The sequence below is a fragment of the Iamia sp. SCSIO 61187 genome (assembly GCF_019443745.1).
Classification (GTDB): Bacteria; Actinomycetota; Acidimicrobiia; order Acidimicrobiales; family Iamiaceae; genus Iamia.
In genome coordinates, this window is sequence record NZ_CP050948.1 from 2,416,903 (window position 1) to 2,432,604 (window position 15,702).

General features: G+C 74.7%; 11 protein-coding genes. 4 read left to right on the forward strand and 7 right to left on the reverse strand.

Annotation, left to right across the window (positions count from 1 at the left end; all coding sequences use genetic code 11):
• Positions 1-62 precede the first annotated feature (62 nt).
• The 3 genes from HC251_RS11645 (at position 63) to HC251_RS11655 (ending at position 7,410) form a co-directional block, all read left to right on the forward strand.
• Positions 63-1,262, forward strand: a complete 1,200-nt coding sequence (locus tag HC251_RS11645) for a glycosyltransferase family 4 protein (RefSeq protein WP_219945448.1) — start codon at positions 63-65, stop codon at positions 1,260-1,262.
• 91 nt (positions 1,263-1,353) lie between these two features.
• On the forward strand, positions 1,354-5,718 hold the full coding sequence (locus HC251_RS11650) for an alpha-(1->3)-arabinofuranosyltransferase family protein (protein ID WP_219945449.1): 4,365 nt from the start codon (positions 1,354-1,356) through the stop codon (positions 5,716-5,718).
• A gap of 165 nt (positions 5,719-5,883) precedes the next feature.
• Positions 5,884-7,410, forward strand: a complete 1,527-nt coding sequence (locus HC251_RS11655) for a bifunctional diguanylate cyclase/phosphodiesterase (protein WP_219945450.1) — start codon at positions 5,884-5,886, stop codon at positions 7,408-7,410.
• Here the strand turns inward: HC251_RS11655 and HC251_RS11660 are convergent.
• Genes HC251_RS11660 through HC251_RS26005 form a run of 6 tightly spaced genes read right to left on the reverse strand, consistent with a single transcriptional unit; the run spans position 7,407 to position 13,300 of the window.
• Positions 7,407-8,423 (reverse strand): Gfo/Idh/MocA family protein, encoded by a 1,017-nt coding sequence (locus HC251_RS11660; RefSeq protein ID WP_219945451.1) that lies wholly within the window; start codon positions 8,421-8,423, stop codon positions 7,407-7,409. The genes HC251_RS11655 and HC251_RS11660 overlap by 4 nt on opposite strands.
• On the reverse strand, positions 8,420-8,725 hold the full coding sequence (locus tag HC251_RS11665) for a hypothetical protein (protein ID WP_219945452.1): 306 nt from the start codon (positions 8,723-8,725) through the stop codon (positions 8,420-8,422). The genes HC251_RS11660 and HC251_RS11665 overlap by 4 nt, the downstream gene beginning before the upstream one ends.
• Positions 8,726-8,742: 17 nt before the next feature.
• Positions 8,743-9,387, reverse strand: a complete 645-nt coding sequence (locus tag HC251_RS11670; protein WP_219945453.1) for an ATP/GTP-binding protein — start codon at positions 9,385-9,387, stop codon at positions 8,743-8,745.
• A complete protein-coding gene (locus HC251_RS11675; protein ID WP_219945454.1) occupies positions 9,368-9,727 on the reverse strand; it encodes a DUF742 domain-containing protein in 360 nt (119 codons plus the stop codon). The genes HC251_RS11670 and HC251_RS11675 overlap by 20 nt, the downstream gene beginning before the upstream one ends.
• Before the next feature lie 10 nt (positions 9,728-9,737).
• Positions 9,738-10,157: a roadblock/LC7 domain-containing protein gene (locus tag HC251_RS11680; protein WP_219945455.1), complete on the reverse strand. Its 420-nt coding sequence runs from the start codon at positions 10,155-10,157 to the stop codon at positions 9,738-9,740.
• A complete protein-coding gene (locus HC251_RS26005; protein WP_219945456.1) occupies positions 10,157-13,300 on the reverse strand; it encodes a nitrate- and nitrite sensing domain-containing protein in 3,144 nt (1,047 codons plus the stop codon). The genes HC251_RS11680 and HC251_RS26005 overlap by 1 nt, the downstream gene beginning before the upstream one ends.
• 216 nt (positions 13,301-13,516) lie before the next feature.
• Here HC251_RS26005 and HC251_RS26010 point away from each other — a divergent pair, with 216 nt between their 5' ends.
• Positions 13,517-14,128 (forward strand): RDD family protein, encoded by a 612-nt coding sequence (locus HC251_RS26010; protein WP_219945457.1) that lies wholly within the window; start codon positions 13,517-13,519, stop codon positions 14,126-14,128.
• A gap of 74 nt (positions 14,129-14,202) precedes the next feature.
• Here HC251_RS26010 and HC251_RS11695 read toward each other — a convergent pair whose 3' ends face one another.
• On the reverse strand, positions 14,203-15,654 hold the full coding sequence (locus tag HC251_RS11695; protein ID WP_219945458.1) for a glutamate synthase subunit beta: 1,452 nt from the start codon (positions 15,652-15,654) through the stop codon (positions 14,203-14,205).
• Positions 15,655-15,702 lie beyond the last annotated feature (48 nt).

The following is a 15,702-nucleotide window of genomic DNA, read 5'->3' on the forward strand; positions in this document are numbered from 1 at the left end:
GGGGGCCCACCCTAGCGGCGGGCCCCGACCCGACCGATGATCCGCTGCCCCGTGCGAGCCCCGTGACGATCCCCTCCGCGCCCCTGCCCAAGCTGGGCGACATCGCCGCCGCCGCCGGCCTCCATCGGGTCCACATGATCGCCTGGCGGGATCTCGACGACGTGGAGGCCGGTGGGTCCGAGGTCCACGCCGCCACCGTCGCCCGCCTGTGGTCCGAGGCCGGGCTCGACGTCCTCATGCGGACGTCGTGGGCCCAGGGCCACCCCAACCACGACCGCCGCGACGGCTACGAGGTGATCCGCAAGGCCGGGCGCTACCAGGTCTTCCCGCGCACCGCTCTGGCCGAGATCCGACGCGCCTACGGACGGCCCGACGGCCTGGTCGAGATCTGGAACGGCATGCCGTTCTTCTCCCCCCTCTGGGCGACGGTGCCGCGCGTCGTGCTCCTGCACCACGTCCACGGCGACATGTGGAACATGGTCCTGCCGCCCAACCTGGCCCGGGTGGGCGACACCGTGGAGCGCCGCATCGCCCCGCTGATCTACCGGCGCAGCCGCATGATCACCCTGTCACCGTCGTCCAAGGAGGAGATGGTCGAGCTCGGCTTCCGGCCCGATCGCGTCGACGTCGTCCCGCCCGGCGTCGACCCCCGGTTCACGCCCGCCCCGCCGGGCACGCCCCGCAGCGAGCACCCGCTGATCGTCGGCGTCGGTCGGTTGGCACCGGTCAAGCGGTGGGACCGCCTGATCCGAGCCGCGGTCGTGGCCCGGGAGACGGCCCCGGACCTCGAGCTCGTCATCGCCGGAACCGGGCCCCAACGCACGGAGCTGCAGGACCTCATCGACGGGCTCGACGGCCGGAGCTGGATCACCCTCCCCGGACGGGTCAGCGACGACGAGCAGCTCGACCTCTACCGCCGGGCGTGGGCCGTGGCCTCCTCGTCGGTGCGCGAGGGCTGGAACATGACCCTCACCGAGGCGGCCGCCTGCGGCACGCCCGCGGTGGCCACCCGGATCGCCGGCCAGGTCGACGCCGTCGCCGACGGCACCAGCGGCCTCCTCGCCGACGACGACGCCGAGCTGGCCCGCCACCTGGTCGCGATCACGTCGGATCCGGCGGTCCGCGACCGTCTCGCCGCCGGCGCCCTCGCCCACTCGGCCCAGTTCACCTGGGAGGCGACGGCGCGATCCATCCTCACCGCCCTGGCCGAGGAGGCCGAGCGCTGGCGTGACCGACCGTGGCGGTCCTGGCGCGCCCGATGACCACGCCCTCCGGACCCGGGGTCCACCAGGGGTGACGACCGACGGATCGTTGCGCGCGCGCTTCACGCCCGTCCGACCGTGGTCGGCCGTCGTGGCTCTGGCGGTCACCTGCTACCTGCCCCTGCTGCTGACCCATCGGGGCCAGGTCGGTGCCGACACCAAGTCGTACCTCTACCTCGACCCCGACCGGCTGCTCGGCCGGGCCTGGTCGATGTGGGACCCGAACGTCGGCATGGGCACGGTCCCCCACCAGAACATCGGCTACCTGTGGCCCATGGGCCCGTTCTACTGGGCCTTCGAGCAGCTCGGTGTGCCCGACTGGATCGCCCAGCGCCTCTGGCTGGGCTCGATCCTGTTCCTCGCCGGCCTGGGCGTCCGGTACCTGATGCGCACCCTCGGCCAGCAGGGCCCGGGGGTGGCCGCCGCCATGTTCCTCTACGCCCTGTCGCCGTACGTGCTGACCCTCGGCGCCCGCATCTCGGCCCTCCTCCTGCCCTTCACGGCCCTGGGGTGGATGCTCGGCCTGGCCATCCGGGCCACCCGGGAGCGGACGTGGGTGCACCCGGCCCTCTTCGCCCTGGCGGTGCCGACCTTCGGCTCGGTGAACGCCACCGCCCTGCTGCTGGTCGGCCTGGCCCCGGCGCTGTGGTTCCCCTACGCCACCTTCGTGCTGCGGGAGATCCGCCTGCGCCCGGCCCTCGCGGTCGCGGCGCGCATCGGTGTGCTGACCGTCGGCACGTCGGTGTGGTGGATCGTCGGCCTCTGGGCCCAGGGAGCGTTCGGCATCGACGTCCTCCGCTACACCGAGACGGCCCGCACCGTCGCCGACGCCTCCGCCGCCCCGGAGCTCCTCCGGGGCCTCGGCTACTGGTACTTCTACGGCGACGACAAGCTCGGAGCCTGGATCGAGCCGTCGCAGGCCTACACCCAGAACCCAGCCCTGATCCTGGTGACCTACGCCATCCCGGTGCTCGGCCTCCTGGCGGCGGGCGCCGTCCGCTGGCGGTACCGCGGCTTCTTCGTCGTCCTCGTGGTCGTCGGCCTGGTGGTGGCCGTCGGCGCCCACCCGTGGGGCGAGGGCGCGCCCATCTCGGCGGGGTTCGAGGTGTTCCTCCGATCGCAGGCCGGCCTGGCCATGCGCAGCCTGCCCCGGGCCGTGCCCCTGGTCGCTCTGTCGCTGGCGGTGCTGGTGGGCGTGGCCGTCACCGCGGTGGGCGAGCGCCTGCCCCGCCTGGAGCGCCCCCTGGGGACGGGCCTCGCCCTCCTCGCCGTCGTGGCGCTGCCCCCGCTCTGGCTGGGACAGATGGTCGCCGACAACCTCCAGCGCGACGAGGACCTGCCCTCCTACTGGACCGAGGCCGCCGCCGCCATCGACGCCCGGGGCCGGGGCGAGGCGGGCTGGACCTCGCGGGTGCTCGAGGTGCCGGGCTCGGACTTCGCCTCCTACCGCTGGGGCAACACCGTGGACCCGATCACCCCGGGCATCACCGACCGGCCCTACGTCGCCCGGGAGCTCATCCCCTACGGCTCGCCCGCCTCGGCCGACCTGCTCAACGCCCTCGACCGCCAGATGCAGGAGGACACCCTCGACCCCGACGCCATCGCCCCGGTGGCCCGCCTGATGGGTGTCGGCGACATCGTCCTGCGCGGCGACCTGGCCTACGAGCGCTTCAACCTGGCCCGCCCCCGCCAGGTGTACGAGCTGCTCCACGAGGCGCTCGGCGTGGGCGACGACACCGGCTTCGGCGGCGCCGCCCCCAACGTGCCCGACCCCCGGCTCCCGATGCAGGACGAGCTCGAGCTCGGGGCCGACCCCGACCTCCCCGACCCACCGCCGGTCAGCCTCTTCCCGGTCGAGGGCGACCCGAGCATCGTGTCGGCCAAGCCCGCCGGGTCGACCGTGGTCCTCGCCGGCAACGGCGACGGGCTCCTCGCCGCCGCCGCGGCCGGGCTCATCGACGGCTCGGAGCTGGTCCGCTACTCCGGGTCGTCGGAGGCCCTCGGCGGCGGGGGGCCCGAAGCGCTGCGCGATGCGGTGGCCGAGGGCGGCGGGCTCGTCGTGACCGACACCAACCGGCGCTCGGCGCGCCGCTGGGGCACCGTGCGTGAGACCGACGGGGCCACCGAGACCGTCGACGAGGGGCCGTCGCGGGACGACCCGAGCGACAACCGCCTGCCTGTGTTCGAGGGGGCGGACAGCGACAGCCAGACCGTCGCCGTGCACCAGGGCGGGGTGAGCGTGGAGGCCACCAGCTACGGGAACGGGATCACCTACACACCCGAGGACCGCGCCAGCATGGCCCTCGACGACGACCCCGAGACGGCATGGGTCACCGGCGCCTTCGCCGACGCGCGCGGCGAGCGCATCGCCGTCACCTACGACGAGCCCCGCACGACCGACTCGATCCGGCTCGTGCAAGCCTCTGCGGGGATCCAGAACCGGTGGATCACCGCGGTGCGACTGCGCTTCGACGGCGACGAGGCCATGACGGTGGAGCTGGGCCCGGAGTCCCGGGGCGGCGAGGGCCAGGTGGTCGACATCGGCGAGCGGACCTTCTCCGAGCTGTCGATCGAGATCACCTCCACCGATCCCGGCACCCGCAACAGCTACGCGGACCTCAGCGCGATCGGCTTCGCCGACATCCGCCTCGGTGACGGGGACCTCCGACTCGAGGAGTCCTTCCGGCCACCGACCGACCTCCTCGACGCCCTCGGCGAGGACTCCCACGACCTGCCCCTGGCCCTCGCCCTCACCCGCCTCCGCGCCCGGGCCACCGCCCCGCTGCGCTCCGACCCGGAGCCCCGCATGATCCGCGACCTCTCGATCCCGACGGCCCGCTCGTTCGGCCTCTCGGGCACCGCCCGCCTGGCCGACCGGGCGACCGACGAGGTGATCGACCAGCTCGTCGGCCTCCCCAGCGTCGAGGAGGGCGGCGTCGCCACCGAGGCCTCCCGCCACCTGACCGGTGACCTGGAGGGCCGGCCGACCGCCGCCGTCGACGGCGATCCCACCACCCACTGGAGCCCGGGCTTCCTCGGCCAGGACGGGGACTGGGCCGCCTACACCCAGGCCGAGCCGATCACCTTCGACCACATGGACCTCCGGGTCGTGGCGGACGGGCGCCACACGGTCCCGACCCGGCTGCGCATCGTCGCCGACGGCGAGACGACGCTGGTCGACGTCCCCTCGGTCACCGACCAGGCCGAGCTCGACGCCACCGTCACCGTGCCCATCGACCTGCCCCACCCGGTGACGGGGCGACGCATCGAGATCCACATCGACGCCTCCCGGGAGGCGAGCACCATCGACTGGATCTCGGTCGCCCCGGTGACCATGCCGGTCGGCATCGCCGAGTGGGGCATCGAGGGCATCTCCGAGCCGATCCCGACGGGGCCCTTCGACAGCGGCTGCCGCTCCGACCTCGTGGCCGTGGACGGGGCGACCGTCCCGGTGCGGGTCACCGGCACCGTGGAGGACGCCCTCGACGGGCGGGCGCTCGACGTCGCCCTCTGCGGCGCCGACGCGGTCGACCTGCCCGCCGGCGCCTCGCAGCTCACGACCGGCGCGGGCCGCGACACGGGCATCCACGTGGACACCGTGACCCTGCGGTCGGCGGCCGGCGGCGAGGCCGACACCTCGGCGGAGACCCTGCTCGATGCCGCCGGGGCCCAGCCCGACCCGGTCCCGGCGGCGGTGACCGCCGACGACCGGTGGCGCCAGACCATCGCGGTCGGTCCCCGGGCCGAGCCGACGTGGCTGGTGATCGGCCAGAGCCACAACGAGGGGTGGCGGGCCCGCGTCGACGGCGAGGACCTGGGCGACCCCGTCCTGGTCGACGGCTACTCGTCGGGCTTCCTCCTCCCGGCCGGCGACGACCCGGTCGTCGTCGACCTCGAGTGGCGGCCGCAGCGGGTCGTGCTGGGCGGGCTCCTCCTGTCCCTGCTGGCCGCCCTGGCCTGCGCCGTCGTGGCCCTCCGGCCCTGGCGGTGGCGCCGCCGGGGCGTGGCCCGGGTCGCGCCCGCGCCCCCGCCCGACGAGGCGCCCCGACCACTCGACCTGGGCCTCGTGCGACGCGGGCCGGGCCGGGCGCCGGGCTGGAGGCCCAGCCTCGCCCTGGCCCTGGGGGCAGGTGTGCTCGGCCTGGCCGCCATCAACCCCGTCGCCGGGATCGTCCTCGCCGTCGTCGCCCTGGCCGCGGTGCGCCACGCTGCGGCCCGACCGATCCTCGTGCTCGGTCCGTCCGTGCTGCTCGCGGCCAGCGGGACCTTCATCGTGGTCCACCAGGTCCGCCACCGTCTCCCGGCGGGCTTCGAGTGGCCCACCCGCTTCACGGAGATCCACGGCGTGGCCTACACCGGCGTGCTGCTCCTCGGCATCGGCCTGGTGGTCGACCGCCTGCGCACCGGGTCCTGGGTCGACGCCGACCCTGTGGCCGACGACCAGGCCGCGCCCTAAAGGCCCACCCCCGCCGGCCGATGTGACGCCGGTGGGGACGCCGTCCCCCTCGCGCGAAGGGGCGCAGCCATCACCACCAGGGCCTCCACTCGGGATCGGGACGGGCGCGCCGGGTTCGACCTGGCGCTGATCGTCGCCGTCAGCACCCTCGCCGCCGTCGCCTGCGTGAGCTTCGCCGTCGTCGACCGCGTCGGGACCGCCCTCGAGGGCCTGGGCCCCGTCGACCTCAACGGGGTCGTGGCCCTCGCCGTGTTGATCCCGGTGGCGACCACGGTGTACGCCACCCGCCGGTACCGCGACGCCATGCGCGTCCGGGGCGAGCTGGCCCGGCTGTCGCTGCGCGACGGTCTGACCGGCCTCCCCAACCGCCTCTTCCTGTCCCAGTGGCTCGAGACCCAGCTGGAGGCGGCCCGGCGGTCCGGCTCCCGCATCTCGGTGATCTACGTCGACCTCGACCGCTTCAAGGTCGTCAACGACACCCACGGCCACGACATCGGCGACGCCCTGCTGGTCGCCGTGGCCGGGCGGCTGCGGGGCTGCACCGAGGACGAGGGCGACCGGGTGGTCCGCTGCTCGGGCGACGAGTTCGTCGTCGTGTGCGGAGACGACGCCATGCGCCCGGCGGTGACGATCCGCACGGCACGCCGCATCCTCGCCGCCCTCGACCAGCCCTTCGCCATCGGCACCGAGAGCCTGCGCGTCACCGCCAGCGTGGGCATCGCCTCGAGCCACCGTGGCAGCACACCCGAGGAGCTCCTGCGCCAGGCCGACGCCGCCATGTACGACGCCAAGGGCCGCGAGGGGAACGACCCGGTGATCTACGACGAGGTGGTCCACGGTCGGCGCTTCACGCCCGCCACCCTCGAGCCGCACCTGCGGGCCGCAGCCGAGGCTGGCGCCTTCCGGGTGGTGTACCAGCCCGTGGTCGACGTCCGCAGCGGCGACATGGTGGCGGTCGAGACCCTCCTGCGCTGGGACCACCCGACGCGCGGACCGGTCCCGCCGAGCGAGTTCGTCCCGGTCCTGGAGGAGTCGGGCCTCATCGTCCCCGTCGGGGCGTGGGTGCTGGCCGAGGCGCTGCGCCAGGCCCGCGAGTGGAACCACGCCAACCCCCACCGCGAACCCCTCAGAGTCACGATCAACGTGTCGGCCCGGCAGCTGGCCCACACCGGCTTCGAGGCCACGGTCCGGGCCGCCCTGCGCGAGAGCCCCGTCCCCCCGTCGACGATCTGCCTGGAGATCACCGAGGGCGCCCTCATGGTCGACATCGACCAGGCGTGGAGCACGCTGCGGGTGATGAAGGGCCTGGGGCTGAAGCTGGCCCTCGACGACTTCGGGACCGGGTACTCGTCGCTGTCCTACCTGCGCCAGCTCAGCCTCGACATGCTCAAGGTCGACAAGTCCTTCGTCGACGGGCTGGGCACCTCGGCCGAGGACGCCGCCATCGTCGAGCACGTCATCGGGATGGCCCGGGCCCTGGGCATGGTCACCGTCGGCGAGGGGGTCGAGACGCCGCTCCAGCTGGCCGAGCTCCACCGCCTCGGCTGCCAGCTGGTCCAGGGGTACCTGCTGAGCCCGCCCGTGGCTGCGGCCGAGATCGGCGCCATGCTCACCCGGGGCACCAGCCTCCGGACGGCCCCGACCGACGCCGATCCCGCGCGCGACGCCGGCGCGTCCCAGCTCCTCCTCTAGACGGCGACCGGGGCGCCCCCGGCCGCGGCCGAGCGGTAGGCGGCGTCGACCAGGCGGTGGGCCCGCAGGGCGACGGTGACGTCCGGGTGGGCCGGCGTCCCGTCGCGCACGGCCCGGGCGAAGTCGCCGTCGGGGTTGGGGGTGGCGATGCCCCGCTCGGCGCACGCCGCCAGCAGGGCCTCGCCCGTGACCGTGACGGGTGGGGCGTCGGCGTCCTGCCACGTCACCGGGCCGAACCAGTCGTCCTCCACCGCGACCCAGCGGGTGCGGCAGAAGATCTCCACCCGACGGAGGCTCGGCCGGGTGAGGACGTCGTGCCACACCGAGGTCAGCGTGCCCAGGGTCCCGTCGGCGAAGGTGAGCGAGGCGCTGAGCACGTCCTCGATCCCGTCGTGGCCGTGGTGGTTGGCCGACCGGGCGGCGACCTCGCGCACCGGCCCGATGAGGTGCTCGAGCATGTCGACGTCGTGGATCGAGTGCTCGATGAGGGTGCCGGCGCCGGCCCTGGTCCGGTCGGCCCGCCACGTCGACGCGTACTGCCCCTGGGTGGGGATGTACTGGTCGTCCCGGAACACGACGGCCATGGTCCGCCCGGCCGCCGGGTCGGCCACCAGCGCCCGGGCCAGGTTGAACGCCGGCGAGCGGCGGAGCACCAGACCGACCTGGTTCACCACGCCGCGGGCCACCACCTCGGCGGCCAGGGCCTCGGCCCCGGCCAGGTCCGGCGCCAACGGCTTCTCGCAGAACACGGACAGCCCCCGCCGCACCGCCGCCGCCACCAGGCGCGGGTGCTCGGAGGTCCAGGTGCAGACGTAGACGGCGTCGCAGGAGTCGAGGACCTCGTCCTCGGTGCCGCACACCGTCGCCCCGCTGGCGGCGGCGAAGGCCTCGGCCCGGGCCCGGTCGGGGTCGTGCACGCCGGCCCAGGCGACGTCCTCGCCGCTCCCCCGCAGCATCTTCGAGTGGAACGTGGCGATCAGCCCCGCCCCCAGGAACCCCACGCGCACGGTCATCGACGGTCGACCGTACCGGTCAGCTCACCCCGCTCGATGGCAGCCAGGTCGGGGCGGACCCTGAGGAGGTACCAGAGCGAGATGCCCAGCCCCACCACGGTGAGCAGGACCCCGGCGGCCACGGCCGCCATCCACGGCGTCTGCGGGTGGCGGCTGAGGGCCCACACCCACCGGGGGCGGCGGGCGGCGTCGAGCAGGGCCCACAGGGAGATGCCGATGGGGATGCACGCCAGGGCCGTGACCACCACGGCCCCCAGGACGTCGCCCGTCCCGACCGGGTCGGCGACGGCGGACCCGATCACCCCGCAGGGTACGGCGGTCAGACCGAGGCGCGGGAGAGGGCGTGCTGGACCAGCTCGATGAGCGTCGTCTTGGTGGCGAGGCGGTCGCGGGCGTCGGTCAGCACGATCGGCGTGTCCGGCGAGATGCCGAGCGCCTCGCGCACGGCCTCGGGGCTGTGGGCGGCGGTCCCGTCGAAGCAGTTCATGGCGACCACGAACGGCAGCCCGGCGTCCTCGAAGTAGTCGACCGCCGGGAAGCAGTCCTCGAGGCGGCGGGTGTCGATCAGCACCACGGCGCCGATGGCGCCCCGGACCAGGTCGTCCCACATGAACCAGAACCGGTCCTGGCCGGGCGTGCCGAAGAGGTACAGCACGAGGTCCTGGCCCAGGCCGATGCGGCCGAAGTCCATGGCCACCGTCGTGCTGGTCTTGGTGGCGACCTTGCTGATGTCGTCGACGCCCTCGCTCACCTTGGTGAGGGCGGCCTCGGTGGTGAGGGGCTCGATCTCGGAGATCGAGCCGACGAAGGTGGTCTTGCCGACGGCGAAGCCGCCGGCGATCACGATCTTGACGGGGAGGGGCCCGGACCCGAGCGTCCCGGCGCCGGAGGCGCCAGGAGCGGGAAGCCCGTTCCCCTCCTGACCGGCGTCGGCCGGGTACGTCTCAGAGGGCCTGGAGACCATCGAACACCCTTTCCAGGAGGCGGAGGCTGGGACGGTCGCTGGTGGCGTGGTCCCGGTTGAAGTCGAGGAGCCCCTCGTCGCAGAGATCGCCGGCGAGGACGCGGGCGACGCCGAGGGGCAGGTGGAGGTGGGCCGAGATCTCGGCCAGCGACGAGGGCTCCCGGCACAGCCGGAGGATCGCGCCCCGCTCCATGGGCATGCGCTCGGCGCGCACGTCACCGGATGCGGTGCGGACGAGGATCGTCTCGATGGCGATGTCGGTCTGGGCCCGCGTCCTCCCGCCCGTGAGGGCGTAGGGGCGGACGCGCAGGCCGGCACCGTCGGGGCCGGGGGGGCTCATGGCAGGCACCTCATCGGGGCAGGGCTCCTTGCAGCTCGGCGCGCAGCTCGGGCGTCAGCACGGCCCCGCACCGCTCGACCAGCACGGCCATCTCGTACCCGACCAGGCCGACGTCCGAGGACGCGTCGGCCACGACGGCGAGGCAGCTGCCGTCGCTGATGCCGGTGACGAACAAGAAGGCGTGCTCCATCTCGATGATGATCTGCGTGACCTGGCCCCCGCCGAAGCGGCCGGCGGCGCCGTAGGCGAGGCCGATGAGGCCCGAGGCGACGGCGGCGAACCGGTCGGCGGCGTCGCGGTCGAGGCCCTGGGAGACGGCCATGGGGAGGCCGTCGGCCGAGACGACCACGGCCTCGCTGACGCCGGGGACCCGCTCGACGAAGCTCGTGAGGAGCCAGTTCACGTTGCGGGCTTCGGTGCTGATCTGCATCACAGGTCCTCAGGGGGAGACGGTGGTGTGTCGGGGACGGGCGGGGCGGCGCCGGGCGCCTGGCCCGCCTGCTTGCCGGAGTGGAAGCGGGACAACATGGCCCGCACCTCCTCGGGCGAGCGGCTGGAGGTGGTCGCGGGGCCGCGGCCGGGGCCGTCGGACCCGGGGACGGCCCGGGTCGCACCGGCCCGCCGGGGGACCCGCTTGACCAGTCCCGACGACGTGACCTCGGGCGGGGCGAGCCCGTCGCCGGAGCCGTTCCCGGACCCGTTGCCGGCCGGGGGGACGGCGGCCGCGGCGCCGGGGGCCGAGGCGACGGGGGCCGGCGCCCGGACGGGCAGCGCCGGTGGGGCGGCCGGGGTGGGCACCGCCACCCGGCTCGGGAGGGGCGGGGCCACGGGCGGTGTCCGGGTCGGCAGCGGGGCGACGGGCGGTTCGCCCGGCAGGGGGGCGTGCGGCGCCGGGGGGGCGGCCGCACCCGAGCGGGCCCGGGTGGGCAGGGGCGCGGGGCCGGCCCCGTCGGCCGGGGCGGCGGTGCGGGTGGGGGGCGACGGCACCGGGCCGGGGCCACGGGTGGGCCCGGTGGGAGCCGACGGCGCCCGGTCGGCCGGCGCCCGGTCGGCCGGCGCCCGGTCGGCCCCGGGCGAGCGGAAGAGGTGGGCGCCACCGGGCGCGGGTCGACCGGTGGCGAGGGAGCCCTCGGCCGAGCGCGACCCGCTGCCGAACAGACGGGGCCCGGGCGCCGGGCCGCTGCTGGCGCGCTCGGGGTCGGTGGGCGGGGCCTCGGCGCGGACGGGGTCGGCCGGCGGCGGGCCGAACAGGGGTCCGGACGACGCCCGACCCTCGTCGGCCCGGGCCCCGGCGGAGAGCAGCGGCTCGGGGCCGGCCGTGCTCGAGGGGGCGAGGGCGTCGTGGTCCGAGGCCGAGAGCAGGGCGTCGTCGAGGGCCGAGCCCGTCGGCAGGGCCTCGGCCAGGGTCGCCGGCGCGTCGGCGGGCTCGGGGTCCGCGCTCGGGTCGTCCGCCGGGCCGCTGTAGAGCTCGAAGGGCGGGAGGATCGACGACGGCGTGCTGATCGTCTCCCGGGGGGCCTCCCCCGCCGGCGCCGACGGGCCCCGGTCGCCCACCGGGTCGCTGAGGTCCACGGTGTCGAGCTGGGGCACGAGGACGTTGGACGGGATGGTGACGATGCTGGTCACGCCGCCGGCCGGCGACGGGACCAGGCGCACGGCGATGCCGTGGCGGGCGGCCAGGCGGCCGACGACGATGAAGCCCAGGCTCCGCGAGAGGGCCAGCCCGAGCAGGGGCGGCCGGGTGAGGAGGGCGTTGGCCTCGGCCAGCTGGTCGGCCGACATGCCGATGCCCTGGTCGGTGATGGAGACGGTGTACCCACCGCCGTTGTTGCCGTGACCCACCACCTCGACGCGCGAGTCGGGCGGGGAGAACTGGGTGGCGTTCTCCATCAGCTCGGACAGGAGGTGGGCGAGGTCGGCGGCGACCGTCGAGATGACCTCGCTCTCGTCGACGTCGAGGAGGTCGATGCGGGCGAAGTGCTCGATCTCACCGACGGCGGCGAGGGCGACCTTGGTGAGCGGCACCGGCTTGCCCCGGCGACGGCCGGGCTCGACGCCGGCGAGGACCAGGAGCGACTCGGCGTTGCGGCGCATCCGGGTGGCCATGTGGTCCAGCTTGAAGAGGTGCTCGAGCTGGTCGGGGTCGTCCTCCTGGGCCTCGAGCTCGTCGATGAACTCCAGCTGGCGGTCGAGCAGGCCCTGGTTGCGGCGGGCCAGGTTCACGAACATGTCGCCGATGCCCTTGCGGAGGGTCGTCGCCTGCTCGGTCGCCACGTTGACGGCGGTCTCCTGGATCTGGCTGACCGCCGCGCTCAGCTGGGCCAGCTCGCGCCCGCCCCTGACGTCGATCTCCTCGATCTCGGGCCGGAGGTGCTCGGTCTCCCCGTCGGACGGGTTGCGCAGGGCGTCCACCAGCCTCGGGAGCTGCTCGTGGGCGACGCGGTCGGCGGCGGCGGTCAGGTTGAGCACCGGGCGGGCGATCGAGCGGGACACGGCGATGGCCACCAGGAGGGCGGCGAGCACGGCGATGAGGGCGCCCCCCAGGAAGAGGCGGGCGGCCCGGTCGGCGTCGTCCACCCGCTCGGCGGCGGCGCCGAGCACGGTCGCGACCTCGGCCCCGGCGATGCTGCGGAGCTCGTCGAGGGTGGCCTCGACCGCGCTGGTCCACTGGTCGGGGTCGATGGTGATGGTGGCGTCGGCGGCGAGCTGGCTGACCCGGTCCACATTCTCGGAGAAGTAGGTGAGGTCACCACCGACCATGCGGTTGCGGAGCAGCGAGCGGATGCGGCTGCCGGCCTGGGAGCTGACCACCGCCAGCTCGACCTCGGCCTGCTCGACGGCGTCGAGGAAGACCGAGCGGCTGCTGACGCCCTCGGAGGGCTGGCCCGTCACCGGGTCCGTCTCGACCCCGGTGGCCTCGTCGGCGTCGGTGTCGTCGCCGGCGTTGGAGTCGATCTCGGGGAACCGCCCCTCGCCGGCGGCCCCGGCCAGGATCACGCCGATGCGGGCCTGGGAGGTCGTGTACTCCCCGAGGGCGACCACGGTCCGCGCGCCCTGGGCGAGCGAGCCCTCGTTGATGGAGGCGACCAGGCGGTTGCTGACCGGCGGCAGCGAGTTGAGGGCGTTGCGGTAGAGGCTCTCCACCCACGCCCACTCGAGCGAGCGGGCCGCGACCTGGTCGCGGAGGCTGTTGGCCACCTGGGCGACCGCCCGCTGGGCCGACACGTTGGCCGCCGCCGCGGTGTCGTCGCCCTCGACCGCCCCGATGGCCCGGTCGAGCTCCTCGGCGGCGGCGTCCACCCGGGCCTGCTGGGCCTCGAGGTCCTCCAGGGCCTCGGCCGGGGCGTCCTCCGGGCCGGCCAGGTAGGCGACGCTGTAGAGCGCCTCCAGCTGGACCTCGTGCTGGAGGGACTGGGCGGCGACGATCGCCTGGAGGCGGACGGCGTCGGCGCGGGTCGTCGACGCCTCGTCGCTGCGCTGGGTGTAGCCCAGGCCCGCGAGGCCGATGATCACCGCGAGGGGTGCGGCGACGATGGCGATGAGCTTGGTCCGGATGCTGAGCCTGTCGAACACCTGGGCGATCCAGTCGGGAGGGCTGCGAGGCGGGGTACGTGCCGACGACCGCGGGGCGTGCACCGCCACGAGCGTCCCGCCCCTCGTCGGCAGTTCCCCGCCCGGTTCAAGGCATCCCGCCACCGTCCGCGCGCACGCGTGCGTGCACAGCCGTGGTCATGGCTCATCGCCGCCGGCCGACCATCTACGCTGCCAGCGACCCCAAGGAGGTCGTGCATGACCAACGTTCCCCCGGGCGGTGGGTTCCCTCCCCCGCCCAGCGGCCCGCCCCCCGGCGGCTTCCCCCCTCCCCCCTCAGGTGGTGGCGGCTTCCCGCCCCCCGGTGGCGGTGGCGGCTTCCCGCCCCCCGGTGGCGGCTTCGGCGCCCCCGGTGGCGGCCCTCCCGGCCTGCCCGGCCCCCTGGCCGAGTGGCAGGACCGCCTGCTGTCAGGGGTGATCGACTTCTTCGGCCTCTGGTTCGTCGGCTGGCTCCTCGCCACCATCGGCAACGGCTTCTCGTTCGGCTACGCCAACGACGCCGGCGCCCTGTGGCTCCTCGGCACGCTGCTCCAGGTGGTCGCCGTGGGCTGGGCCCTGTTCAACGGCTACCAGGCGGGCCAGACCGGCCAGAGCATCGGGATGAAGCAGTCCGGCCTCCGCCTGGTGGGCGAGCAGACCGGGCAGCCCATCGGCGGCCAGCAGGGCCTGGTGCGCAACCTGCTGTTCGTCGTCACCGGCTGCTGCTGCGCTCCCGTCGGCCTGGTCGACAACCTGTTCCCGCTGTGGGACAGCAAGAAGCAGACCCTGCGCGACAAGATCGGCAAGTCGGTCGTCGTCAAGGCCGGCTGATCACCTGAGCTGACCGGGACGGCGGCCCCGACCCACCTCACCGGTGGGCCGGGGCCGCCGTTCTCGCGTCCGGGCTAGGCCAGGGGCCGGTCGGTCGGGACCACGGGCGCCGGGAGCAGCGTCTCGCCCATCAGGTGGCGGTCGACGGCGGCCGCCGCCGCCCGGCCCTCGGCGATGGCCCACACGATCAGGCTCTGGCCCCGGCCCATGTCGCCGGCGACGAAGACGCCGGGGACGTTGGTCGCCCAGGTGTCGTCGCGGGCCACGTTGGAGCGGCCGTCGAGGTCGACGCCCAGGTCGTCGAGCAGCGGCGTCTTCTCCGGGCCGGTGAAGCCCATGGCCAGCAGGACGAGGTCGACCTCGAGCTCGGTGTCGGTGCCCTCGACCTTCTCGAAGCGGCCGTCGACCAGCTCGACCTGGTGGAGGCGCAGGGCCCGCACCCGGCCGTCGTCGTCGCCCAGGAAGGCCTCGGTGTTGACCGAGAACAGGCGCTCGCCGCCCTCCTCGTGGGCCGAGGAGGTCCGGAACATCAGTGGCCAGGTCGGCCACGGGGTGCTGTCGGCCCGCGCCTCGGGCGGCCGGGGCATGATCTCGAGCTGGTAGACGACCTCGGCCCCCTCGCGGTGCGCGGTGCCCAGGCAGTCGGCGCCGGTGTCGCCACCGCCGATGATCACCACCCGCCGGCCCCGGGCCGACAGCTTGGCGCTCAGGAGGTCACCCTCCTGCACCCGGTTGGCGTCGGGGAGGTAGTCCATCGCCTGGAGGATGCCGTCGAGCTCGCGACCCGGGATCGGCAGGTCGCGGGCCTGGGTGGCGCCACCGGCGAGCACGACGGCGTCGAAGTCGCGCTGCAGGTCGGCGGCGGTGAGGTCGGTCCCGACGTCGACACCGGCGCGGAAGACGGTGCCCTCGGCCTGCATCTGGGCGATGCGCCGGTCGAGGTGGCGCTTCTCCATCTTGAACTCGGGGATGCCGTAGCGGAGGAGTCCACCGATGCGGTCGGCCCGCTCGAACACGGTCACCTCGTGGCCGGCCCGGGTGAGCTGCTGGGCGGCGGCGAGGCCGGCGGGGCCGGAGCCGACGACGGCGACCTTCTTGCCCGTCTGCACCGTGGCGCGCACCGGGGTCACCCAGCCCTGCTCCCAGGCGTGGTCGATGATCGACACCTCGACCTGCTTGATGGTGACCGCGTCCTGGTTGATGCCGAGGACGCAGGCCGCCTCGCACGGCGCCGGGCACAGGCGGCCGGTGAACTCCGGGAAGTTGTTGGTGGCGTGCAGCCGGTCGATGGCCTCGCGCCAGCGGTCGCGGTAGACGAGGTCGTTCCAGTCGGGGATCAGGTTGCCCAGCGGGCAGCCCTGGTTGCAGAACGGGATGCCGCAGTCCATGCACCGGCTGGCCTGGGTCTGGAGGGCCTCGTCGGGGAACGGCTCGTAGACCTCCTTCCAGTCGCGCAGGCGCACCGGCACCGGTCGCCGCGTCGGCAGCGCCCGGTCGTGCTTCAAGAACCCCTGGACATCACCCATTGTCAACCTCTTCGAGAGTCAGGCTTCCTCGGTCTCCGAGGGTTGCCG

Excerpts from the sequence above, each read along its gene's own strand:
- HC251_RS11680 (WP_219945455.1), bottom strand. The coding sequence starts at position 10,157 with ATGCAGATCAGCACCGAAGCCCGCAACGTGAACTGGCTCCTCACGAGC.
- HC251_RS26010 (WP_219945457.1), top strand. The coding sequence starts at position 13,517 with ATGACCAACGTTCCCCCGGGCGGTGGGTTCCCTCCCCCGCCCAGCGGC.
- HC251_RS11670 (WP_219945453.1), bottom strand. The coding sequence starts at position 9,387 with ATGGTCTCCAGGCCCTCTGAGACGTACCCGGCCGACGCCGGTCAGGAG.
- HC251_RS11660 (WP_219945451.1), bottom strand. The coding sequence starts at position 8,423 with ATGACCGTGCGCGTGGGGTTCCTGGGGGCGGGGCTGATCGCCACGTTC.
- HC251_RS11695 (WP_219945458.1), bottom strand. The coding sequence starts at position 15,654 with ATGGGTGATGTCCAGGGGTTCTTGAAGCACGACCGGGCGCTGCCGACG.
- HC251_RS11675 (WP_219945454.1), bottom strand. The coding sequence starts at position 9,727 with ATGAGCCCCCCCGGCCCCGACGGTGCCGGCCTGCGCGTCCGCCCCTAC.